The organism is Aeromonas sobria (assembly GCF_000820145.1).
GTDB classification, from domain to species: domain Bacteria; phylum Pseudomonadota; class Gammaproteobacteria; order Enterobacterales; family Aeromonadaceae; genus Aeromonas; species Aeromonas sobria.
The window spans coordinates 18,446-41,289 of record NZ_CDBW01000003.1 but is presented as its reverse complement, the minus strand read 5'-3'; the positions used below and the strand labels follow the sequence as shown (position 1 = coordinate 41,289).

At 62.2% G+C, this 22,844-nt stretch carries 21 protein-coding genes; 11 read left to right on the top strand and 10 right to left on the bottom strand.

The window, feature by feature from the left end; all coding sequences use genetic code 11:
- The first annotated feature begins 1 nt into the window (after position 1).
- From BN1135_RS00920 to BN1135_RS00880, 9 genes are all read left to right on the top strand, one after another.
- On the top strand, positions 2-421 hold the full coding sequence (locus BN1135_RS00920) for a GspH/FimT family pseudopilin (RefSeq protein WP_042018126.1): 420 nt from the start codon (positions 2-4) through the stop codon (positions 419-421).
- Positions 418-810 (top strand): type IV pilus modification PilV family protein, encoded by a 393-nt coding sequence (locus tag BN1135_RS00915; protein WP_042018125.1) that lies wholly within the window; start codon positions 418-420, stop codon positions 808-810. The genes BN1135_RS00920 and BN1135_RS00915 overlap by 4 nt, the downstream gene beginning before the upstream one ends.
- Positions 804-1,364 (top strand): PilW family protein, encoded by a 561-nt coding sequence (locus tag BN1135_RS00910; protein WP_042018123.1) that lies wholly within the window; start codon positions 804-806, stop codon positions 1,362-1,364. Before BN1135_RS00915 ends, BN1135_RS00910 begins: the two co-directional genes overlap by 7 nt.
- Entirely contained in the window at positions 1,361-2,980 is a 1,620-nt protein-coding gene (locus tag BN1135_RS00905) for a DUF7305 domain-containing protein (protein WP_042018121.1), read from the top strand. The genes BN1135_RS00910 and BN1135_RS00905 overlap by 4 nt, the downstream gene beginning before the upstream one ends.
- Positions 2,981-3,302: 322 nt before the next feature.
- Positions 3,303-4,685: an ATP-binding protein gene (locus tag BN1135_RS00900; RefSeq protein WP_042018120.1), complete on the top strand. Its 1,383-nt coding sequence runs from the start codon at positions 3,303-3,305 to the stop codon at positions 4,683-4,685.
- Entirely contained in the window at positions 4,682-5,329 is a 648-nt protein-coding gene (locus BN1135_RS00895) for a response regulator transcription factor (RefSeq protein ID WP_042018118.1), read from the top strand. Before BN1135_RS00900 ends, BN1135_RS00895 begins: the two co-directional genes overlap by 4 nt.
- Positions 5,326-6,159: a DUF2861 family protein gene (locus tag BN1135_RS00890; RefSeq protein WP_042018117.1), complete on the top strand. Its 834-nt coding sequence runs from the start codon at positions 5,326-5,328 to the stop codon at positions 6,157-6,159. The genes BN1135_RS00895 and BN1135_RS00890 overlap by 4 nt, the downstream gene beginning before the upstream one ends.
- Positions 6,160-6,267: 108 nt before the next feature.
- Positions 6,268-8,478, top strand: a complete 2,211-nt coding sequence (locus BN1135_RS00885; RefSeq protein WP_042018116.1) for a glycoside hydrolase — start codon at positions 6,268-6,270, stop codon at positions 8,476-8,478.
- A 95-nt stretch (positions 8,479-8,573) separates the two neighbouring features.
- Positions 8,574-9,104, top strand: coding sequence for a GNAT family N-acetyltransferase (locus BN1135_RS00880; RefSeq protein ID WP_042018114.1), 531 nt, complete (start codon positions 8,574-8,576; stop codon positions 9,102-9,104).
- 88 nt (positions 9,105-9,192) lie between these two features.
- On the opposite strand, the gene glnE is transcribed toward BN1135_RS00880, so the two are convergent.
- The 5 genes from glnE to ettA form a co-directional block, all read right to left on the bottom strand.
- Positions 9,193-12,102, bottom strand: coding sequence for a bifunctional [glutamate--ammonia ligase]-adenylyl-L-tyrosine phosphorylase/[glutamate--ammonia-ligase] adenylyltransferase (gene glnE / locus BN1135_RS00875; protein WP_042018113.1), 2,910 nt, complete (start codon positions 12,100-12,102; stop codon positions 9,193-9,195).
- Between the two features lie 159 nt (positions 12,103-12,261).
- Positions 12,262-12,708, bottom strand: coding sequence for a GNAT family N-acetyltransferase (locus tag BN1135_RS00870; RefSeq protein WP_042018112.1), 447 nt, complete (start codon positions 12,706-12,708; stop codon positions 12,262-12,264).
- Positions 12,709-12,869: 161 nt separating this feature from the next.
- Positions 12,870-14,213, bottom strand: a complete 1,344-nt coding sequence (locus tag BN1135_RS00865; protein ID WP_042018111.1) for an NCS2 family permease — start codon at positions 14,211-14,213, stop codon at positions 12,870-12,872.
- Positions 14,214-14,510: 297 nt separating this feature from the next.
- Positions 14,511-14,840 (bottom strand): hypothetical protein, encoded by a 330-nt coding sequence (locus BN1135_RS00860; protein WP_042018109.1) that lies wholly within the window; start codon positions 14,838-14,840, stop codon positions 14,511-14,513.
- 96 nt (positions 14,841-14,936) lie between these two features.
- Complete coding sequence (gene ettA, locus BN1135_RS00855; protein WP_042018107.1) at positions 14,937-16,604, bottom strand: energy-dependent translational throttle protein EttA; 1,668 nt, start codon at positions 16,602-16,604, stop codon at positions 14,937-14,939.
- Positions 16,605-16,847: 243 nt separating this feature from the next.
- Between ettA and BN1135_RS00850 the strand changes: the two genes are divergently transcribed.
- Together BN1135_RS00850 and BN1135_RS00845 are read left to right on the top strand one after the other, a co-directional pair.
- Positions 16,848-17,423 carry a Crp/Fnr family transcriptional regulator gene (locus tag BN1135_RS00850; protein ID WP_042018106.1) on the top strand — a complete coding sequence of 192 codons (576 nt, stop codon included), beginning with the start codon at positions 16,848-16,850 and terminating at the stop codon, positions 17,421-17,423.
- A gap of 57 nt (positions 17,424-17,480) precedes the next feature.
- On the top strand, positions 17,481-17,987 hold the full coding sequence (locus BN1135_RS00845) for a YgjV family protein (protein WP_042018105.1): 507 nt from the start codon (positions 17,481-17,483) through the stop codon (positions 17,985-17,987).
- Between the two features lie 107 nt (positions 17,988-18,094).
- Here the strand turns inward: BN1135_RS00845 and BN1135_RS00840 are convergent, their stop codons facing one another.
- The 5 genes from BN1135_RS00840 to BN1135_RS00820 all read right to left on the bottom strand — a co-directional run bounded on the left by BN1135_RS00840 (position 18,095) and on the right by BN1135_RS00820 (position 22,823).
- The gene (locus tag BN1135_RS00840; protein WP_042018103.1) at positions 18,095-18,931 is read right to left on the bottom strand and encodes a phosphorylase family protein; all 837 of its coding nucleotides are present in this window, start codon (positions 18,929-18,931) and stop codon (positions 18,095-18,097) included.
- Positions 18,932-19,060: 129 nt separating this feature from the next.
- A complete protein-coding gene (locus BN1135_RS00835) occupies positions 19,061-19,912 on the bottom strand; it encodes a lytic transglycosylase domain-containing protein (protein ID WP_042018102.1) in 852 nt (283 codons plus the stop codon).
- Between the two features lie 155 nt (positions 19,913-20,067).
- Positions 20,068-20,268, bottom strand: coding sequence for a hypothetical protein (locus tag BN1135_RS00830; RefSeq protein ID WP_042018101.1), 201 nt, complete (start codon positions 20,266-20,268; stop codon positions 20,068-20,070).
- A 165-nt stretch (positions 20,269-20,433) separates the two neighbouring features.
- Entirely contained in the window at positions 20,434-21,447 is a 1,014-nt protein-coding gene (locus BN1135_RS00825; RefSeq protein ID WP_042018100.1) for an NAD-dependent epimerase, read from the bottom strand.
- On the bottom strand, positions 21,444-22,823 hold the full coding sequence (locus BN1135_RS00820) for a UDP-glucose dehydrogenase family protein (RefSeq protein WP_042018099.1): 1,380 nt from the start codon (positions 22,821-22,823) through the stop codon (positions 21,444-21,446). The genes BN1135_RS00825 and BN1135_RS00820 overlap by 4 nt, the downstream gene beginning before the upstream one ends.
- Between the last annotated feature and the right edge of the window lie 21 nt (positions 22,824-22,844).

Below are 22,844 nucleotides of genomic sequence, written 5' to 3'. Positions count from 1 at the left end.
GATGAACGTGCGCGGATTTACCCTGATTGAGTTGATGATCACGGTCGGCATTGCCGCCATCTTGCTGCTGGTCGGGGTGCCCTCCATGAGCCAGCGCCTCGCGGCCGAGCGGCTCGATCGCAGTGCGACCGAACTCGCTTCCGCCTACCGTTTTGCCCGCAGCGAAGCGGTCAAGCTGACCCTGCCGGTGGTGCTGCAGGGCACCGAAAACGGTGGCTGGGAGGTGATGGCTGACAGCCAGCTGTTGCGTCAGGCGGCGGCCCCCGGTGGCGGCGTGGTGATCCAGCCGTTTAAGCCCATCCAGATCGCGCCAACCGGCAGCAGCAGCCACGCCGAGATCATCCTGGCCAATCGTATTGGTGATCAGCGGGTGCTCTGCGTGGCCCCGAGCGGCCAGCTGCTGCAAGGGAGCTGCTCATGAGACACGCTGGACTTGCCCGCCAGCAGGGTTTCAATCTGGTGGAGATCATGGTCTCCATGGTGCTGGCGGTGATGGTGTTTCTCGGTCTCGCCAAGGGTCAGGTGGTCTCGTTGCAGCAGGCGCACTACAGCTTGCAGAGCACGCTGGCCACTATCGAGGCGAGCAACAGCGTGGAGCAGATCTGGAGTTCGCTGTGTGAGGTGCAGCGCAAGCCGGAGCGGTTTACCCAGGCCGATTTTCTCAAGCGTTTCACCCTGCAGGATGGCCACCGGCTGGTGCTGCCGAACCGTTACAGCGACAACTTTGTGGTCGCCATCGAGTGGCAGGATGAGCGGGTATCCGGTGCCAAGCGGGTTGAGTTGAACGCAGGATTTCCGCCCCTATGCTGAGCGTCCCTTCCCGACAGCGAGGCGTCAGTCTGGTCGAGCTGATGATCTCCATGGTGCTTGGTCTGATGCTGATGCTGGCGATTTTTGCCGGTTACGCCCCAATCAAGAGCACGGTCGCGCAGAGCAAGGCGCTGGAGCAGGCGAACGAGGTGCTGCGCTTTGCCACCCTCACCTTTACCAACAGCATCAAGCAGGCGGATCAGCTGATTGCCGTCACACCGGATCGCCTGACACTGGCCTTCAAGGTGGAGGGGGGCGGCCAGGTGCTCTCCTGCCTTGGCAACCAGAAAACCGCCAATTTTACCGAGCAATACCGCTTCACGCCGCCGGTACTCAGTTGCGATGACGGGGACGGCCCGCGCCTGTTGCTGGCGGATCTTCAGGATCTTGAATTCGGCCAGCAGGGTGCGCTGGTCAATATCCGCATCTTGCCCGAAGGGCTGCCCAGCTATCTGGAGCCGGGAGTAGAGGTGCAGGTGGCCCGCCGCAAGGCGGTCTGGGCGGCAGCGCTGGCCACATCCGGTGCCAACGCCACAGCAGGGGGAGCTGGATGAACAAGGGATTGCAGGGGCAGCAGGGAGCCGTGCTGCTGGTAGTGCTGGTGGTGAGCCTGCTGTCGAGTCTGCTGGTGTTTACTAGCATTCAGGAGAACCAACTGCAGACTCGTCTGAGCGGCAATTTTCACAAGAAGATCAATGCGCAGCTTAGTGCCGAGCAGGGGATGAACGACAGTTATCGCGCCCTGCATCAGGCGCTCGGCGCTGAACCGCGCATCGAGTGGGATCAACTGGTGCAGAAGGTACCGGGCAAGGGCGAAGGGGCCATGGTGGGCAGCCGCTTTAGCATCGATCAGCTGGATGCCTCCACCGACAGCAAGCTGGCGTTGCAGAGCAATGGCCGCTATCTGGAGGGAAATGCCAGTCTCAATGCGCTGTTTGCCCTCAAGCGCGAGCCGGGCAATCAGGTTTTTCAGGATTCGGTGGTGGCGTGCGAAGGGCTGAGCCTCTCCGGCAGTGGTTTTATCGACAGCTATGATTCGCGCAAGGGCAAATATGGTGGCACCAACATCAACCAGAATGCCAAGGTGGCGACCGTCAGCGACAAGGCCAATGTGGTGCTCGACGGCAATTCGCCGATTTGGGGCGATGTGCGAGCGACCGGGGCCGTGACCCTCAACGGCTCCTCACCGATCTCCGGCAACGTGAATGCAGGGAGCGACGTCATTATCTCCCCCTCTTCGGACAAGATTGTCCGGGTCTCCGGCAATGTGAAAGGGGGCGGCAGTTTGACCCTGAAAGGGGGGCGCATCGGTGGTCAGGTGGCGGTCAATGGTGACGTTGCTATGGGCTGGAAGACGAGTATTGACAGTGGACAGCTGAGCTATGGCGGCATTGGCAGCTTCAATGACCCTGAAAACCAGAAGTATCTGGACCCCCAATACCGCACCCACCCCAAGTTGCCACCGGTGGCCGGGCAGGTGTGTGACCCGCTCAACGTGGCGGCGCTGCCCAAATCCCCCAAGCTGGCCAATCTGCCGCCTAATGGCCCGCTGACGCTGGGGGCCACCCAGCAGATGGTGCTGACCACGGATCCCGCCACCGGCTCGGTCACCAGCAGCAACCAGCATAAGCCCGGGCTGCCGCTACCCGGCAAGGGGGAGCTGTTTGGCAAGGAGCAGACCGTTTACAAGCTCGACAGCCTCAATATGGGGGCCGATGCCAGTCTCACCATCAAGGGGGATGTGGTGCTGCTGATCGACAAGGATTTCACCATGACTGGCAGCAACAAGTTGACGGTGAGCGAGGGGAGCAGTCTGACCCTGATCGTCAGCGGTAAGATCGATCTCGGGGCCGGAGCCGAGGTCACGGCAGGCAAGCAGGGACTGACACCGGCAGGTAATCCGGCGATTTCCATCTATTCCGCATACAGTGGCAAGGATGGGGTCAAGCTGTCGGGCAATACCCCGCTCTATGCCGCCCTCTATGCTCCGCTCACCGAGATGAAGATCGCCGGTAGTGGCGGTCTATACGGGGCGGTGCGTGCCAAGTATCTGACCGAGAGCGGTGCGGGCGGGGTGCATTATGACGAGGCGCTGGGCATGGCGGATATGGGGGAAGATCAGGGGCCAGCTCCTACGCTGGCGTTGCGTCAGTGGCACTTTGTCCAGTGAGGCTGACGAGCCGCTAACAAGGATCGAACGGAGCGACCGACTGTCTACTATGCAGATCTATCGGCATCGCCCGCAGCAAGGATATCCCGCTCTTTGAGCCCGCCTTGCGGGTCAAAGGCGAGGGGCAGACGGCACTGGTGCCGGCTCAATGTGAGTCACGGTTCAAATGATGTGGCGGGAACGGCGCCAAGGCCGTTAGCGGTTGACCGGATGTCAGTGCCATTGAAGAATGGCGCTGACATTTTTTCTTGGGGCGAGTCGTTTTTTGTGTCGCCGCCTTCTATTGCACCTCTCCTATCCGGAGCCATGCCGAGTTGAACCCATGCGCCTGATCCTGCTGCTCTGCTCCCTGATCTGCTACGGCATTGCGTATCCGGTGCTGGCCGGACCGCTGGCGGATCGTTTGGCTGGTGAGCTGGCCGAACTGGCTCCCGAACAGGTGTTGCCTCTTGACGAGGTGCAGCGGCTCGACCGTCGCCTGATTGCTCCCGACTCCCTTCAGCCCGGCTGGCAACACTACCCGTTGCGCCAGTTGCAGGCGATCTATCGCTACCAGCAGGAGTGCGGGGCAGATAACGCCTTGCCCGCCGAGTGGTTGCCGCTGCTGCGGGCACTTTGCAAAGAGGGACCTGTGCCCTCAGCCAGCTGGTTTGCCGCTCACCCCGTCTATCCGCTGGGCGGTTCCAGCGCCGCCCGTTGGTTGGTTCGCCATCCGGCGCTCGGGCTCGACGCTCTGCTCCATGTGCGGGAGCGGCGCGATCAGTTGGGGCGGCTTGGGGATCTTGATGATGACAACCTCGACGCCCTGCTGCGGGGCGATCGCTGGTTGTTACAATCCGGCCAGCTCTGGCTGCTTGCCGATGGGCAGTGGTGCCGTTATGGCGCCGGGCGGTGGCAACCGTTGGCCGAGCGGCTCGGCGTGATGCTGGATAGCCGGGTCGATGGCCCCTGTCAGGAGCGGGTCGGCGCGCTCTGCATCAACGAGCGCCCCATGCTGCATTGGCAGTGGCTGGCGCTGGCCAGCTCCCTTGGTTTCATCTTGCTGCTGGGATGGGCCAGCTGGCAGCGCTGGCGCCTGCTGCGGGAGCGGCGCGTCGCATTGCAGATGCTGACCCACGAGCTGCGCACCCCCATCATGGCGCTCTCTGGCATCAGCGAGGAGCTGCGCCACGATTTCGACCGGCTGCCCCCTTCCGCTCAGCAGAGCGTGGGGCAACTGCTGGGCAGTGTCGCCCGCCTGCATCAGCTGGCGCAGGCCAGTCGCCACTATCTGGCGGCAGAGACTCTCGAGGATGAGCGGGTGGCGGTCAGTCTCACCGAGTGGCTCACCCTGGCTTGCGAGCGCCATGGCGCTACCTTCTGCCTTGAGCGGGAGATGACTCTGGCGCTCCCCTTCTACTGGCTCGATCTCGCCCTCGACAACCTGCTGCGCAACGCCAGCCAGCATGGCCGTGCACCGGTTCGCGTCTGTGCCAGCTGGCAGGCGGGGCGTTTGATCCTCGCGGTCAGCGATGGCGGCGAGCTGCCGAGTTATCGGCTCGCCACCCTGCTGCGCCGCGGTGCCCGTGCCGATGGTCTGGGGCTGGGGCTTGCCATCGTGCGCCATCTGCTGCGCCGTCTTGGCGGGCGCCTCACCCTATCCGGCCCGCCCACCACCTTCACCCTGACGCTGCCCTGCCAACTCTGGAGCGACCCCGAATCATGAAGACCATCCTGCTTGTCGAAGACGAGGCGCTGCTGGCAGAGAACCTGCAACGCTATCTGACCCGCGAGGGATATCGCTGCCTCTGGTGCGATACCCTGACAGCGGCGGAGCAGCAGTGGCTGGCGGCGGATCTGGTGCTGCTGGATCGCACCATGCCGGAGGGGGATGCTCTCGACTGGTTGCCCCTGTGGCTGGCGCGCAAGGCGCTGCCGGTGATCGTGCTCACCGCCAGGGTGGAGGTGAGCGATCGGGTGGCCGGGCTCGATGCGGGGGCGCGCGACTACCTGACCAAGCCTTTCTCCCACGACGAGCTGCTGGCGCGGATCCGGGCTCAGCTGCGCCAGCTGGGGGATGGCACTCAGGCGGTGGGCGGCTTGCAGCTCCACCCCGCCCGGATGCAGGCGAGCTGGCAGGATGCGGAGGTGAGCTTTACCCCCACCGAGTTTGCCCTGCTCACCCTGCTGGTGCGGATGGCGGGGCGGGTGCTGAGCCGGGAGGAGATCCTCAACCGGGTATGGGGCTATCAGGCGTTTCCCTCCACCCGCACCGTCGATACCCATATTCTGCAACTGCGCCAGAAGCTGCCCGGGTTGGCTATCGAGACGGTGCGCGGCATCGGCTACCGGCTGGAGGTGATAGCGTGAAGCGCACAACGCTGGCTGCGCTGCTGTTGGCTCTAAGCGGCGGCCTTCTGAATGCAGGCAGCGTGATGGCAACCGAACGCCTCTTGGAAACCGATCGCCCCGATCCACTGCAACCGGCTACCCTGGCGCTGTTGCTGGGGGATAACCGGCACGCCTGGCAATCTTTGCAGCAGGCATGGCCCGCCCTCACAAGTGATGCCGAGCGCCGTAGCTGGCAGGGGATGCTGGCTGCGCTCAGTGCCCAGCACTGCGGCAAGGATTTCCCGCTCACTCTGCCTGATGGGGTGAGCGAGCTGCGTCTTGAGCTGATCCAGCGCGATGCGCCGCTGTTGCGGGACTATCGGGTGCAGCTGACCGGCGAGGGGCCCATCACCGCCGCGGAACTTATCGATCCCGCTGGCCGTGACCGACTGGCAGGTGCCCAGTGGGAGGCGGAAGAGAACTCCGGAGTTAGGGTTGTCGGGGCCGATCTACCGACGCCCTTGCCAGCCGGACTCTATCAGCTGCGGCTGACGGTGGCGGGCCAGCGTTGGCAGGTGGCGTTGCCGCTGCCTGCGGTGCAGGATCTGGACTGGCTCTCCCGCTCGCCACAGGCGGTGGCCAATCCCCCCGCCAATCCCGCTTCCTGTACGCCGCTCTGGCTCGATCAGGCGATGTTGGCCCGCCCGCAATATTCCCTGCTGTGGTGGAACCGTCTGCCTCTCGATGGCAAGGTGGGTTGGCCAGCCGCCACGCCCGACAGTTGGCGCACCCTCTCGCTGCTGCAGACCAGCCAGCGCGGCCAGCTGGTGTTGCAGCTAAGCCACAGTCAGGCTGGGCCGGTGGATTAATGGTCGTCTTGATAGGCTGGTGCACGCAATCCTGACATTGGCCTGACAATCGCAGGCTGCCGATCTGCTGAAATGGCGATTCCCGTGTGTTATCAGGAATCACCGACCATGACTTTCCCCCCCGAATTAGCGAGCCGGATCCGCCCGCTGCTGCTGTTGGCGCCGCTGTTCTCCCTGCTCTCACTGCCTGTGGAGGCGCTGACCCTTGCCAACGATCAGTGGCGCATCGAGCTGGATCCCGCCACCCTGGCGGCCGAGGCTGTGCTGCCATCGGGCAAGCACCTTGCCATCTCTTCTCCCGGCCCGCGTCAGCCTGTCACCGCCTTGCTGCAGGAGGGGGAGCGTGCCAGCTGGCTGATCCGCGCCGATGGCGAGGTGCTGGCCTTGGCCCGCCTTGAGGGCAACCGCCTGATCCTCACCCTGAGCCGCGCGACCACTGGCGAGCTGGTATGGCCGCGGGTTCCGGCAGGGGCACAGGCGCTGATGCTGCCGATCCACGAGGGATTTCGCATTCCGGCTACCCACACTGCGTGGCGCAAGGCGCTGGTGGAGGAGTATCAGGGGATCAACACCACGGATAATCTGACCTTGCCGCTGGTCGGGCTGGATCATGGGGAGCAACAGCTGGCGATCCTCTTTGCCAACCCTTTCAACAACCGGCTCACCTTTGCTCCTAAGCAAGATGGCATTGCCCTCACTGCGACCCACAGCGTCAATCGCCTTAATCAGGCTGACCCCTATGAGGTGGCGGTGTCGCTGCAGCCGGGCAACGACTGGCTGGCGGCGGCCAAGGCCTATCGCCACTGGTTGCAGGCACGGGGCGAGCTGGTGTCGCTCGAAAGCAAGCTGGCGGCGGTACCGGATGGCAAACGGCTGATCGGCGCCTCTCACCTCTACCTTTGGGGCGAGCGACTGCTGGTGCCACAGGATGTGAAGAGCTGGCCCACGCTACGCCGCCTGATGCCCGCTGACTGGCTCAAGGGGGAGAGCAAAACGGCGCTGCAAGCGCCCGATCTGGCCCGCAACCGCTATCTGCAAAACCGGGTGCTGGCCGGAGTAGAACAGGCGCTGGCGGTGCGCCATCCGGGTCAGCAACCGGCCGATTTCACTGCCCGGCGCGCACTGGCGGCCACGCAACTGGGCGCTGCGCTCAACGAGCCGCAAAGCTGGGGTGATGGCAGCTCGGCCAAGATGATGGCTGCTCTCAAGCAGGCTGGACTACCAAAACTCTGGCTGGGGTTGCCCCAGTGGACGGCGGGCTTTGCCGCTCCGCAGGGGATTGAACTTGCCAAAGCGGCGGGCTATCTCATTGCCCCTTACGACTCCTACGATACGGCGCTGCCGGAGGGGAATCGGCAGCAGAGCTGGCTCACCGCCCAGATGGGGCAGGATATCTATCTGCGCTGCGGCATCATGCAGGAGAACGGTCGGCGCAAGAGCGGTTTTCAAAACAGCGGCGTCTACACCAATCAGGCCTGCGTGCGCCCGGTGATGGAGCAACGCGTGCCCTGGTTGCAGCAGGCGAGCCACTACAACAGCTGGTTCCTCGATGTGGCGGCGACCGGCATGGTGTTTGACGACTTCGACCCGGCCAAGCCGACCACTCAGGCGCAGGATGCGCAAAACCGGCTGGCCGGGATGGCGTGGATTGCCAAGAGTCAGGGTGTGCTGGTGGGCTCCGAGGAGGGCGGGGCGGTTGCCAACCGCACCGCGGCCTTTGCCCACGGCCCCCAGACCAGCGGCTTTGGCTGGCAGGATCCCGATATGCGCCGCAACAAGCGCTCACCCTACTATCTGGGGGCCTGGTATCCCGAGCATCAGCCCGATTACTTCTTTCGCCAGAGCCGCCTCAAGCCCGGGTATCAGGGGCTCTACTTCGATCCGGCGCTGCGGCTGCCGCTGTTCCAGAGCGTCTTTCACGACAGCATAGTGACCACCCACCACTGGACGATGGACAGCCTCAAGTTCAAGGAGAGCCGTCAGGTCACCGAACTGTTGCAGCAGCTCTACAATGTGCCGCCCCTGCTCAACCTCAGTCTGGATAGTGCCAGTGCGCGCATTCCCTACCTCAAGGGGCTCGATGCCTTCTTCCGCCCGCTGCACCAACGGCTCTACAACCAGCCGCTCACCGGTTTTCGCTGGCTCGATAAGCGAGGAGAGGTGCAGCAGAGCGAGTTTGCCGATGGCACCCGACTGATAGCCAACTTCGGCCCGGCCACCGAGTTGGCAGGGATAAAGCTGGCCGCTCAAAGCGTGCTGGCGCTGTTGCCCGATGGCACGCAGCTGCAGTTTGCTTCGCAAGCTGATGGCGCCCGTTAATCCGGGAACCTGGCTGTTATTTACTCAGAGGATGATGTGGCAGAACTTTTCATGTATAGATGAAGATTCCGATAAATGAATAAGAGGTAGTCCTGATGATTGAAAGTGAAGTGATTAGAGAGATAAACCATCCGGCGTGGCCGCTGGTCTGGCAGATCTATGGGGAGAGTTTTCCCCGCTACGAGCAGCGCCAGTCACAGCATCAGTCGCAGAAGATGCGGGATCCTCGCTATCACTGCCAGATCTTTTATCAGGACGGCCAGCTGCTCGGCTTCATCTTCTGGTGGGCCTGCGGTGAGCAGATCTATATCGAACATCTGGCCATCAACCCGGCGCTCCGTGGCCGCAACTACGGCAGCCGTCTGCTGGCCGAATTTTGCGAACAGGCGGGAAAAACCGTCATTCTCGAGATCGATCCGCCAGAGGATGAGATTGCCATTCGCCGCCTGCGTTTCTATCAGGGGCTGGGCTTTTGCCTCAACGATTATGCCCATGTGCACCCGCCTTATCAGCCTGACTACGAGGGCCATGCCCTGCGGATGCTGAGCTATCCGGCGCCTCTCGAGGAGGAAGATTACTTGTGCTTCAACCAGATGCTGGTGGAGACGGTGATGGATCACGGCTGAGCAACCGTACGGACGCCGCTTTGCCAATAAGAGAAGGGCCCGCCTGAAGTGATTCAGGCGGGCCCCTTTTCATTGCTGTCGGCGGGAATTACTCCCCCAGCAGCTTTTGCCAGACGCCGAGCACATGGCTGCGTTCGTTCTGCAGCTGATCGTCGCTCACCTTGCGGGAGATCTCCGAGAGGTTGAGGCGATGACCGAGGTTGCGGATCTCCAGATAGGCGTGCTTGAGCCCCTCAGCCTGCTCCAGCGTCAGTACCCCCGCCATCACGCACTCATCGAAGATGCGCACGTTATCGGACCAGCGGGTGAGGGCATCCGGTTCGCTAGCTGCGTAGGCCAGCACCAGATACTGGGCGATAAACTCGATATCCACCATGCCACCGGCGGATTGCTTGAGGTCGAACTCCCCTGCGCCCGCTTTGAGCAGGTGATCCCGCATCTTGTGGCGCATCTCGCGCACCTCGCGGGCCAAAGTCGGCAGCTCCCGCTCCTTGGCCAACACATCGCGGCGGATGCGGGCAAACTCGGCGACGATGGCGTCATCGCCATAGATAGGGCGGGCCCGCACCAGTGCCTGATGCTCCCAGGTCCACGCCTCGTTTTGCTGGTATTGCTCATAGGCCGACAGCGACGACACCAGCAGGCCGGAGTCGCCGGAGGGGCGCAGTCGCATATCGATCTCGTAGAGGATGCCGGACGGGGTACGGGTGCTGAACAGGTGCAGGATCCGTTGGGCCAGGCGCAGGTAGAACTGGCGGCTGTCGATGGGCTTGCGGCCGTCGGTGTAGCTGTTGGGGTCGCCACCGTGCAGGAACACCAGATCGAGATCGGAGCCGTAGCCGAGCTCGATACCGCCCAGCTTGCCATAGGCCACCACCGCAAAGCCGCGCTGGCCGCTCACCGCCACCTCGGGCGGCACCCCGTAGCGCTCGCTCATCTGGGCCCACGCCTGATTGACCACCTCTTCGGTGATCGCCTCCGCCAGCCAGGTGAGGTGGTCGCTCACCTTCATCAGCGGCAGGGCGCCGGCGATGTCGGCCGCCACGATGCGCAGCAGCTGCACCTGCTTGAACTGGCGCAGCGCCTCCATCTGCTGCTCCACGTCCTCTTCGGGGATGCGCAGCAGGAACTGGCGCAGCTGGGGCTTGTACTGATCGAGCGGGGTGGGGTGGTAGAGGTGTTGGGGATCGAGCAGCTCGTCCAGCAGGATGGGGTAGCGGGCCAGCTGTTCGCTCACCAGATGGCTGGCATCGCACAGCCGCACCAGCTGGCGCAATGCAGCCGGGTTTTCCGCCAGCAGTTGCAGATAGGCGCTGCGGGTGAAGATGCGGGTCAGCAGCGCGCACACCCGCTCGAACAGGCGGGCGGGTTGCTCGCTGGCCACCACCAACCGCAGCAGCTCCGGCATCAACCAGTCCAGCGCGATGCGCCCCTGCGGGCCCACCTGACGGCGCTTGTACTCCTCCTTGAAGCGCAGCAGCGCGGCGCAGAGCGGGGCGGGCTCTGCCACCCCCTGCGTGGTCAGCAGTTTTTCCAGCTCGGCGGCATCTAGCTCGGTGCGCCACAGATCGAGCCAGAGCTGCTCCAGATGGGCGGGGGCCTCTTTCTCTTCCCCCACCACGGCGGCGAACTCTTGGTGGACGGCGGCCATCTCCTCATCCAGATGAGCCATAAAGGCGTCCCAGTTGGCAAAACCCAGAGCGGCGATCAGCCGCTGGCGATCCCGCTCTTCGGTCGGCAGGGTCTGGGTCTGCTGATCGCCGATCTCCTGCAGGATGTTTTCGACCCGGCGCAGGAAGCGATAGGCATCCAGCAGGCGGTCGCAATGGGTTGATTCGAGGGCGCCGCACTGGGCGATGGCGGCCAGCGCCTCCGGCAGATGACGCACTCGCAGCGCCGGTTCACGACCACCGCGAATGAGTTGCAGCGCCTGGGCGATAAACTCCACTTCACGGATGCCACCGGCGCCCAGCTTGATGTTGCCCTCAAGCCCCTTGCGGCGCACCTCGGCGGCGATCATCGCCTTCATCTGGCGCAGGCCATCGATGACGCCGAAGTCGATATAGCGGCGAAACACGAAGGGGCGCAGCATCTCGGCCAGCTCCACCGCGTGCTCGCACTGGGGCCCCAGTACCCGCGCCTTGACCATGGCGTAGCGCTCCCAGTTGCGACCGTGGTGCTGGTAGTAATCCTCCATGGCGGCAAAGGAGATGGCGAGCGGCCCCGCATCGCCAAAGGGACGCAGCCGCATATCGACCCGGAACACCTGACCATCCTGAGTCGGCTGGTGGAGGGCGTTGATGATGCGCTGGCCGAGCTTGATGAAGAAGGGCTGATTGGCGAGTTCCCGCCGTCCGCCGACCGTGTAGCCGTTCTCGGGGAAGGTGAAGATAAGATCGATGTCCGAGGAGAAGTTGAGCTCGCCACCGCCGAGCTTGCCCATGCCGAGGATCAGCAGCGGCTGCGGGTTGCCGTCGCCATCCATCGGGGTGCCCAGCTCGCTGCACTGTTTGGCGTAGAGCCAGTCGCGGGCTGAGCAGATGAGGGCATCCGCCAGTTTGGTCAGATGGATAAAGCTCTCTTCCACCGCGGAATGGCCCAGCAGCTCGCGCCAGGCGATCACCAGCATGCGGCTGCGGCGGAACTGGCGCAGGATGCGCTTGAGCGCCTCTTCATCACTCACCTCGGCGAGCAGGGCGGTCAAATCCTGCTGGTAGGCGGGCCAGCGTTCGGCCCGATCCAGATCTCCGGAGGCGAGCAGTTCGGTCAGCAATTCCGGCTGTTTGAAGAGAGAGTCGGCGACAAAATCGGAGAGGCCAAGCAGGGTCAGCAGAGTGTTGCGCACCGGCTCGGGCTGGTTGCCATAGTCAGGGGCCAGCTCGACCAGCCGCTGCCACTGGCGTTCGGCCTGTTCTTGCAGCAAGGGCGGGAAAGCGGTGATAGATGGGGAGATTGATGCGGAGATTGATGCTGAGGGAGAAGCAAAATGCTGGGCCACGGTTGCCGTCCTTGTGGTTCACGACAGGTGGTTAACGATACGGGGTTAACGAAACTGCCGGTTCAAAATGGTGGCTGCCAATCTAGCACTGTCAGGCCCCCGCGTCACAGCGCAGGGACGAGAAGCATGATCCGGCGGGAATTATTGGCTGCCAGCCATTCAGGTGCGCTGGTAGATGGCGGGGTGGTAGATCTCCATCAGGCTGTCCGGGTTAGCGGGCGGCGCAAAGCCAAAACCGGCATAGAGGCCGTGGGCATCGGAGGTGGCGAGGGCGAGACGCCGCAATCCCTGCAGCTCGGGATGGTCGACAATGGCCGCCATCAGCGCCTTGCTGTAGCCGCGGCCGCGATACTCAGGCAGCACGAATACATCGGCCAGATAGCCGAAGGTGGCCTTGTCGGTGATGACCCGGGCGAAGGCGACCTGCTGACCGTCGACATAGCCGCCAACGCAGAGGGAGTGGTTGATGGCCCGCACCACAGTGCTGTGGGGAATGCCCCGGCACCAGTAGGCCTCTTCCGATAAAAAGCGGTGGATCAGCGGCAGGTCGAGCCGACCCTTGTCGTCACTGATCTCGAATTGAAACTGCTCTTCTCTGTTCTGCATCCTGGCTCCTTGCTGGATGGTGATGGACATTTTCTGGATATCGACAGCCATGTTAACAGTTTTACCTGACGGGGTGAGCGTTGCGCTGCCACCCTTTTTAACCCCGGTTATAAAAATGGGCCCCCGATATCGGAGGCCCATTTTATTGGTGGAACAGCGGCTTAGTGGCTGTCGACCCAGACGAACTTGAGCACGAACAGCAGGGCAACCACCAGCACGCAGGGGTTGATCTCGCGCCAGCGGCCGGTGCCAGCCTTCATCACGCAGTAGGAGATAAAGCCGATGGCGATCCCCTCGGTGATGGAGAAGCTGAACGGCATCATGACGGCGGTCATGAAGGCCGGTACCGCTTCGGTCAGATCTTCCCACTTCACCCGGGTCAGCTCGGAGCACATCAGCACGCCCACGTAGATGAGGGCGCCAGCGGCGGCATAGGCCGGCACCATGGCAGCAACCGGGGAGAAGAAGATCGCCAGCAGGAACAGGACGCCAGCCACGATAGCAGTGAGGCCGGTGCGACCGCCGACGGCGACGCCGGAGCTGCTCTCGATAAAGGCGGTGACCGAGGAGGTACCCATGAAAGCGCCGCCGACGGAGCTGACGCTATCGACCATCAGCGCCTGTTTCATGCGCGGGAAGTGGCCGCGATCATCGGCCAGCTTGGCGCGGTTGGTGACGCCAATCAGGGTGCCGGAAGAGTCGAACAGGTTGACCAGCATAAAGGAGAAGATGATCCCGGCGAGGCTGATATCCAGCGATCCCATCAGATCCAGCTGGCCGAACACCGGCTCTATGCTGGGGGGCATGGAGACAAAGCCCTTGAAGGTGACATCGCCAAACAGCCAGCCCAGACCCGTGGTGACCACAATGGCGATCAACACGGCAGAGTGGACGCCACGGGCGGAGAAGATACAGATGATAAAGAAGCCAAGCAGCCCCAGCAGGCAGGGCAGGGAGGTGAGGTTGCCCACGGTCACCATAGTTGCGGGGCTAGCGACCACGATCCCGGCGTTGTGCAGGCCGAGCAGGGCGATCAGCAGACCGATACCGGCGGTGATGCCGACCCGCAGGGTGAGCGGGATGTTGCCGATCAGCCAGTAGCGCACCCGCAGCAGGGTGAGGATCAGCAGACCCATGGCACCCCAGAAGATGGTGCCCATGCCCACTTGCCAGGAGTAACCCATACCGGCGACTACCACGAAGGCGAAGAAGGCGTTGAGGCCCATGGCGGGGGCCAGGGCGATGGGCAGGTTGGCCAACAGGCCCATCAGGATGCTGCCGATACCGGCAATGAGGCAGGTGGTGACGAACACCGCCTGGGTGTCCATGCCCGCAGCAGAGAGGATCTGCGGGTTGACGAACACGATATAGACCATGGTCAGAAAGGTGGTGATGCCGGCGATCACTTCGGTGCGGGCATTGGTGCCATGGCCTTGCAGGGCAAACAGGCGCTCAAGCAATCCTTGCCCGGCGGCCTGGTTGGCAGCTTGGTGTTGTTGGTTCATGTTGGATTCCAATAGGTGACGTGAAATAAGCAGCAGGGGACCGGGCTATTCCATCCATGCGGGGTAAATTGCCCTGATCTTGGTGGTTAAGTAACCAAGCTCGTCCTGATACCGTGACAGTGCGCACATTTTTACACAGGCGGCGCCGTTTACAAACCCTGGATCTGCGAGGCAGATCAATGAATAGGGTAAAAATTAAAACGTTTGCTTTTTGAACAGCAAAAAAGGTTCTCACCAGAGAACCTTTTATCAACAACTTGCTATCGAGAATGTTTTATCGGAAGCCAAAATCGGGTATTAGAGGGTTTTGAAGTAACGCTCCACCAGTTGGGCCAGTACCGAGTCGAGCCGGTCTTGTACCTCACCGAGTTCGCGGCCGAAGCGGCGCAGAAACAGGCTGGCCTGCTCTTCGGTCAGCTTGCGCCCCTCGATAAAGAACTCCTGCTCCGGCAGCTGCTTGTCGTAGCGGGGGAGCAGCATCCAGCTCACCAGCTCGGGATCCACGGCGGCAAAAATCTTGGCGGCAGCGGCACAGAAGGTCTCTATGTGCTCCTTGCCATCCGGCCCGAGGCAACCCGGTTCAACCCGGATCTGGATGGTCAGTTTTTTCTCTATGGGGGTCGTCATCTTGCTACATCCATGCAAAGGCATCCGTCTTGGATTGTAAGCTAAAAGGAAATAGAAAGGGGAGCCGAAGCTCCCCTTAACACGACGCAGTCAGCCTTATTTGGTGATGCGCTTGTACTTGGCGCGATGGGGCTGGATCGCCTCGGCGCCGTAGGTCTTCTTCTTCCACTCTTCGTATTCGGTAAAGTTACCTTCGAAGAAGGCAATATTACCCTCGTCCTGATAATCCAGAATGTGAGTGGCAATACGGTCGAGGAACCAGCGGTCGTGGGAGATGACCATGGCACAACCCGGGAACTCCAGCAGGGCGTTCTCGAGGGCGCGCAGGGTTTCGATATCCAGATCGTTGGTCGGTTCATCCAGCAGCAGCACGTTGCCGCCGGTCTGCAGCAGCTTGGCCAGATGCAGACGACCACGCTCACCACCGGAGAGTTCGCCAACCCGCTTCTGCTGGTCGGAACCCTTGAAGTTGAAGCGGCCGATATAGGCGCGGCTCGGGAACTCGTAGTTGCCGATGCGCAGGATATCCTGACCGTCAGCGACCTCTTCGAATACCGTCTTCTTGTCATCCATGCTGTCGCGGAACTGATCCACGGAAGCCAGCACCACGGTTTCACCCAGGGTGATGGCGCCGGAATCCGGCTGCTCCTGACCCGACATCATGCGGAACAGGGTCGATTTACCGGCACCGTTAGGACCGATAATGCCGACGATGGCCCCCTTCGGAATGGCAAACGACAGATCGTCGATCAACACCCGATCACCGTAGGATTTGCGCAGGTTGGCCACTTCCAGCACCTTGTCGCCGAGGCGCGGTCCGGGCGGAATGAACAGCTCGTTGGTCTCGTTGCGCTTCTGGTAGTCGTTGGTGTTGAGCTCTTCGAAGCGAGCCATACGGGCTTTGGACTTGGCCTGACGGCCTTTCGGGTTTTGACGCACCCACTCCAGCTCTTTCTCGATGGACTTGCGACGGGCCGCTTCGGAACTTGCTTCCTGCGCCAGACGGGCGTCCTTCTGTTCCAGCCAGGAGGAGTAGTTGCCTTCCCACGGGATACCCTCGCCGCGGTCCAGCTCCAGGATCCAGCCCGCTACGTTGTCGAGGAAGTAACGGTCGTGGGTGATGGCGACCACAGTGCCTTCGTAGTCGTGCAGGAAGCGCTCCAGCCAGGCCACGGATTCCGCATCCAAGTGGTTGGTCGGTTCGTCCAGCAGCAGCATGTCCGGCTTTTCCAGCAGCAGACGGCACAGCGCCACACGGCGGCGCTCACCACCGGAGAGGTGCTGGATCTTGGCGTCCCAGGCTGGCAGGCGCAGGGCATCGGCCGCACGCTCCAGCTGGTTTTCCATGTTATGGCCACCCTGAGCCTGGATGATGGCTTCCAGCTCGCCCTGTTCGCGGGCCAGTTTGTCAAAATCCGCATCCGGATCGGCGTAGGCCGCATAGACCTCGTCGAGACGGGCCATGGCGCGCTTCACCTCGCCGATCGCCTCTTCGACCGCTTCGCGCACGGTCTGCTCCGGATCCAGCTTGGGCTCCTGGGGCAGGTAGCCGATCTTGATGCCGGGTTGCGGACGGGCTTCCCCTTCAATATCGGTGTCGATGCCCGCCATGATGCGCAGCAGGGTGGACTTACCGGCACCGTTGAGACCCAGTACGCCGATCTTGGCGCCCGGGAAGAAGCTCAAGGAGATGTTCTTGAGGATATGACGCTTGGGCGGCACAACCTTGCCAACCCTGTTCATGGTGTAAATAAATTGAGCCATTGGCTAATTCTCTTCCTTTTCAGCAGGTTAATGTCTTGGCACTAACAGACTGATGTCGTGGTGGGGCCAGGTCGACACGCCGTCAACCCGGTTCCAAAAAACCCGTCGATTGTAAACCAATGGACAGGGGTGGGCAAAGGTGGCGCCCGGTTGGCGCTCCCCTTTGCCGCCGCGGTCACGTCTTGCTGCATCAGCCGTGCAATCTTGGCATGATGTGGGCTGCTGTTTTGCCCCGGAGCCATCATGACCCCATCCCCTCAGGCACCCACTCTGGCCGCCTTTCTCTGTGCCATGGGATTGGATGCCGCGCTGAGCGCATCCCTCTGCCTGCGCTTGCCACGACTGACGTTGCACGCCGGTCAGGCGCTGTTGGCGCAAGGGGCGGAGCAGGATTCGGCGTTTTATATCGAAGCGGGCATCGCCCGTGCCTGCCACTACACCCGGGATGGCCAGGAGCGCTGCAAGGAGTTCTATTTCGAAGGGGAGCTCTGCCTGCTTTATGACAGCTGGCTCACGGGGTCGCCAGCTCGCTATCAGCTGGAGGCGCTGACGGAACTGCAAGTGGTGCGGGTGCCGCTCGCCCTTCTGGATGAGCCCGCCTGGCAGCCAGTCTGCATGGCCCTGTTGCGCCAGCAACTGGGTTACAAGGAGCGCAAGGAGGCTTTTTTGTTGCTGCACTCCCCCGAGGATCGCTATCGGGAGCTCTGCCACACCTTCCCTCACTGGCCAGCGCGGCTCACTCAGGTGCAGCTCGCCAACTACATCGGTATCAGCCCGGTCACCCTGTCGCGGATCCGCCGCCGCATTAACACGGGTTAATGCCGTCTGCTGGTTGCCACTTCATGCTGCGCCATCCAAACGAAGGATGAGGTGTGGATGATGTCGCTGTTTCTGTGGTCGCAACTGGTGGTGAGTGTGGCGCTGCTGCTTGACCTGGCCTCTTTTCAATTGCGGGATCGTCGGGGGATATTGGCCTGTCTGGCCCTCTCCTGCGTGCTCAATGCCGGTCACTTTGCCCTGCTCGGGCAGTGGTCAGCCGCCAGCCTGTTGCTGTTGGCCAGCGTGCGCTTTCTGGTCAGTATCTGGCTGGTTCGCAGCATCTTGATGTGGTTTTTCATGGGGTTGGCCTGTGCGGCCGTGCTGGCGACCTATCAGGGGCCGCTGGCGCTGCTTGGCCTGTTGGGCAGTCTGCTGCAAACCCGGGCGGCCTTCTGCCAGGATGATCGTCTGCTGCGGCGCTGGATGCTGCTCGGCACCCTCTGCTGGTTGGCCAACAACCTGCTGGTGGGCTCACCGGTGGCGGCACTGATGGAGGGGCTGTTTCTGGTCAGCAATCTGGTGGGGTATTACCGCCACTACGGGCGCAAGGTGGCTGTCTGTTGATGATGGTTGCTGACTGACTTGAGAGGCGTATGGAGGATGGCGGTCTGGTTGAGGCTGGGGGGGGGCAAGAGAGAGAGGCCGCCATTGCAGCGGCCTCTTTGGCACTATCAAGCCTTGTTAAAGCTGTTGATCAGGGCCTTGGTGTAGTCGATGACGAATTGCTGGCAGTGGATAGCCGTTTTCGGATCGAACTCCTCACCATGGAGATCGGTGTTGGAGAGCACCCGGATCCCGACAAAGGGGACCTTGTAGGCTTCGGCGACCAGTGCGGCAGCAGAGGTTTCCATCTCCTCTGTGGCGGTGTTGTAGGTCTGGTGCAGCCAGTTGATACGCGCCACCTGGCGGTTCCACTCGTCGGCAGTGCCGATGATACCTGCCACCACGCGACCGTGTTGATAACGGTCAGCCATACCCAGGGCGCGGCCAACCAGCTCGGGGTCGCCAGCAAACGAGGTGTGTTCTACCAGTTTGCCGTTGTCGCGCAGCCGCATGGTCACATCGAAGTTGTGCCATTTACGCGAGTCAATCCCTTGATCTGCCGAGGTAAAATCACTGCGATAAGCTCCCATGTTGAAGCTCTTGGTACCGATGACGATATCGCCGCGATGGAGTGCCGGGTCATGACCGCCTGAGGTGCCCTGATTGATGATGAGGCGCGGCTTGAAGCGTTCGATGGCCAGCGTAGTGGCTGCCGCTGCATTGGCCAGACCCACTTCGGTGCGGGAGATAATCACCGGATAGCCCGCCAGCGTGCCCTGCCAGAATGTCCATGCGCCGACAGTCAGCTCCTGCTTCTCTTGCAGGGCGGCGATCATGGTGTCCACTTCCACCTCCATGGCCCCCTGGATCAGGATGGGCGCGGTAGGGGTGTTTGGCGTATTGGCGGCAAATAGCGGTGCGCTCACCAGAGCGATCAGACACGCCAAGGATTTAAAGAAATTCATGTTTTACCTGTCAGGGCTGCGGGAAAGCGCCGGATTCTACTTGCAGGAAAACGATTGCGCAAATTTATTAATCATTTTGTGATTAGAGCGATTTATCTGGCTCCCCCGGTGGCGATAACTGCATCAGGGTTACTTGTGGCCAGCGAAATAGAGTACCCGTTTCACATACTGCCGGGTTTCGTCATAGGGCGGGATCCCGCCATAGCGCTCCACCGCTTTTTCCCCTGCGTTGTAGGCCGCCGAGATCAGCACCCAGTCGCCATCGAAGCGGCGATCCAGCCACTTGAGATAGGTGACGCCGCCCTTGATGTTCTGGGCGGGATCGAATGGCTGGGTGACGCCGAATCGCTGCTGGGTTTCGGGGATGAGCTGCATCAGCCCCTGGGCATTCTTGGGTGAAACGGCGCGGCTGTTGAGATTGGATTCGGCGATGGCAATCGCCAGCACCAGCCGGGCATCCACTTTGTGGTGCTTGGCGGCGTGACGCAGCATGGAGACCAGTTTCTGTTTGGCGGGTGGCTGGCGGGCAACCCAGGAGTCGACATTGAAGGGGGTGGAGGGGATCTGTGCCAGATAGCCACCCTGACCGCCACGGATCCCGATGCCGCACTGATCCCCCATCGGAGCATTGCCGATGCGGGCGTTGTAGTAGCGGGCAGCCTGTTGGTTGCCCAGGCGCATCGCCATGGCGAGATAGCTGTTGGCCAGTTTGGCACTGCGTACCGAAGCGGGGCCGGTAGCGAGCAGGCGACCGATCCGAAAATACCCCTCAGGGTTGCCGGTGCTGGCGGCGACACAGTAGAGGGCGATGGCCTTTTGCAGGTTGCCGCTGTGTTGGGCGTTCTGGCCCTGCTTGAGCGCCGTCAGCGCCTTGGGGGCCTGTCTGAAATCCCTGCCTTGTGCCATCGCCCGCGGCGTACCTGCCAGTAACAACGACAAAAAAAGCAGCAAAAACAGTCCGTTTTCGCTGATGTCCCGCATGGGTTATCTCCTGTTTGAGTACAGAAGATATAGAGGAACATGGCTGTTATCGCCACAAACCTAGTGGATCCTGTTGTTATAGCCCGGGGATTTCAGAGAGCAAAATGGTATGGAACTAACGGCATCTCGATAGTTTCACACCCTTTTTCATCCGGTTAGAAGTCGTGGTGATACTCCTGCTCATCGGCGTTGGCATCTGTGTTGGCATCGGGGAGGTCACGGTAGAATTGGCCAACTTCGCTCACGACCCAGAGCGAAAGCAGGGCCAGCAGGCTGAGCAGGGGAAGCAGAGAGTGGCTCTGTTGCAGGGCATAGGCCGCGATGGCGGCACCGGTCAAAAGCAGGGTTCGGATCATGGGTGGCTCCTTGTGGTCATGGGGCGTGGCTGCGAATCGCTTGCCTGGTGTCGGGCGTCGCTCCCGGGTGGCTCGAGGCGAGTATATCGCGCGGCGCCACTGCCGATCCGTGGTGTCATCACACTTGTCGTTGTCATTTCGGCTCTTTGGGCGGCCCCGATCTCGTCAGGAGGCTGGCCGGTAGTAGTCGAGATACCAGCGGACGAACTCGGTAACCCCCTGCTTGAGGGGCGTGGCGGGGCGCAGACCGGTGAGGGTGTGCAGCGGCTCGCTGTCGGCCCAAGTGGCGTGCATGTCGCCTGCCTGCATCGGCAGCATCCGCTTGATGGCGGGTTTGCCGATGGCCTCCTCCAGCGCCTCGATAAAATCGAGCAGCCGTACCGGCTGGCCGTTGCCGATATTGAGGATGCGGTAGGGGGCCGCGCTCTCGGCCGGGTTGCTTGCTCCGGATTGCCAATGGGGATTGGCACTGGGCAGCTGATCGGCTACGGCGAGGATCCCCGCGACGATGTCATCTATGTAGGTGAAGTCGCGGCTGAGATCGCCGTGGTTGTACACATCGATAGGCTCGCCCGCCAGAATGGCGCGGGTGAACTTGATGATGGCCATGTCGGGGCGGCCCCAGGGGCCGTAGACGGTAAAGAAGCGCAACCCGGTGGTGGGCAGACCATAGAGCGCCGAGTAGGAGTGAGCCATCAACTCGCAGCTCTTCTTGGTGGCGGCGTAGAGGGAGATGGGGTGATCCACTTGCTGTGCGGTGGAGTAGGGCATCTGCTCCCCCATGCCATAGACCGAGCTGGAGGAGGCGTAGATCAGGTGCTGGATCCCGTGGTGACGACACCCTTCCAGTACCGTCAGCATGCCGGTGAGGTTGCTGTCGGCATAGGCGAACGGATTGTCGATGGAGTAGCGCACCCCCGCCTGCGCCCCCAGATGGATCACCCGCTCGAAACCGTGGTTGGCAAACAGGGTCGCTATGGCTTCGCGATCCGCCAGATCCAGCCGCTCGAAGTGAAAATTGGGGAAACTGGCCAGTTGGGCCAGCCGTGCCTCTTTCAGACTCACCTCGTAGTAGTCGTTGAGGTTGTCGATCCCCACCACCCGATGACCTGCGGCGCATAGCTGGCTGGCCACGTGAAAACCGATAAAGCCGGCGACGCCGGTGACCAGATAGATCATGGTTGGGTCTCCTGGTTGCAGCTGGTGTTGGCTGGCTGCTTTTGGGCGGGAAGATGTGGCCGCCCGATGGCGTGATAGTCAAACCCGATCTCGCTGAGCTGGCGCGGATCATAGAGGTTGCGGCCATCGATGATGACTGGCTGGTTGAGCAAGGCCTTCAGCTGCTGGAAATCGGGGGCGCGAAACGCCTGCCACTCGGTGCAGATGAGCAGGGCATCGGCCCCTTCCAGTGCCGCCTCCTGAGTGGGGCAGAGCTGCAGGTCCGGCCGCTCGCCGTAAATCTCATGGGCACGCTCCATCGCCTTGGGATCAAAGGCCTGCACTCGGCCACCGGCGGCCCAGATGGCGGCCAGCAGCGGGCGGCTCGGCGCATCGCGCATGTCGTCGGTGCCGGGTTTGAACGCCAGTCCCCACAGGGCGAAGGTGCGGCCGCGCAGATCCGGGCCGAAGCGGGTCAGCAGGGTTTGCGCCATCTTCTGTTGCTGGCGCAGGTTGACCTGCTCGACCGCCGCCAGCAGCGGGGCGTCGCAGCCGACACTCGCCGCGGTATGGCGCAATGACTTGATATCTTTGGGGAAGCAGGAGCCGCCGTAGCCGCAGCCCGGGTAGATAAAGTGGTAACCGATGCGGGGATCGGCCCCCATTCCCTGCCGCACCGCCTCGATATCGGCACCCAGCTGCTCGGCGAGGGCCGCCATCTCGTTCATAAAGGAGATCTTGGTGGCCAGCATGGCGTTGGCGGCGTATTTGGTGAGCTCGGCGCTGCGCAGATCCATCACCACGATCCGGTCGTGATTGCGGTTGAAGGGGGCGTAGAGGGCGCGCAACGGCTCAAGCGCCCGCTCGCTGTCACAGCCGATGATGATGCGATCCGGCCGCATGCAGTCGTTGACCGCCGCCCCCTCTTTGAGAAACTCGGGATTGGCCGCCACCTCGCAGGCGAGGGGCAGCCCACGGGCGGCCAACTGCAGCTCAATGTGTTCTCTTACTTGCTGCGTGGTACCGACCGGCACAGTGCTCTTGGTCACCACCAGCTTGGGGCGGCTCATCAGTCGGCCTATGGTGTCGGCCACCGCCAGCACATGTTGCAGATCGGCTGAACCATCCTCGTCAGCCGGGGTGCCCACGGCGATCAGCAGCAGGTCGGCGTGTGCCACGCCAATGGCGGGATCGACCGTAAAGTTCAGGCGGCCGCTGGCCAGATGGCTCTCGACCAGCGGGGCCAGCCCTGGCTCGTAGAAGGGGATCTGCCCCAGCCTGAGGGCGGCGATCCGCTCGCCATCCACATCCACGCAGCAGACCTGATGGCCCACCTCGGCCAGAACGGCGGCCTGCACCAGCCCGACATAGCCTGTGCCAAAAATGGTGACCTTCATGAAAAGTGCCTCGTGCTGTAA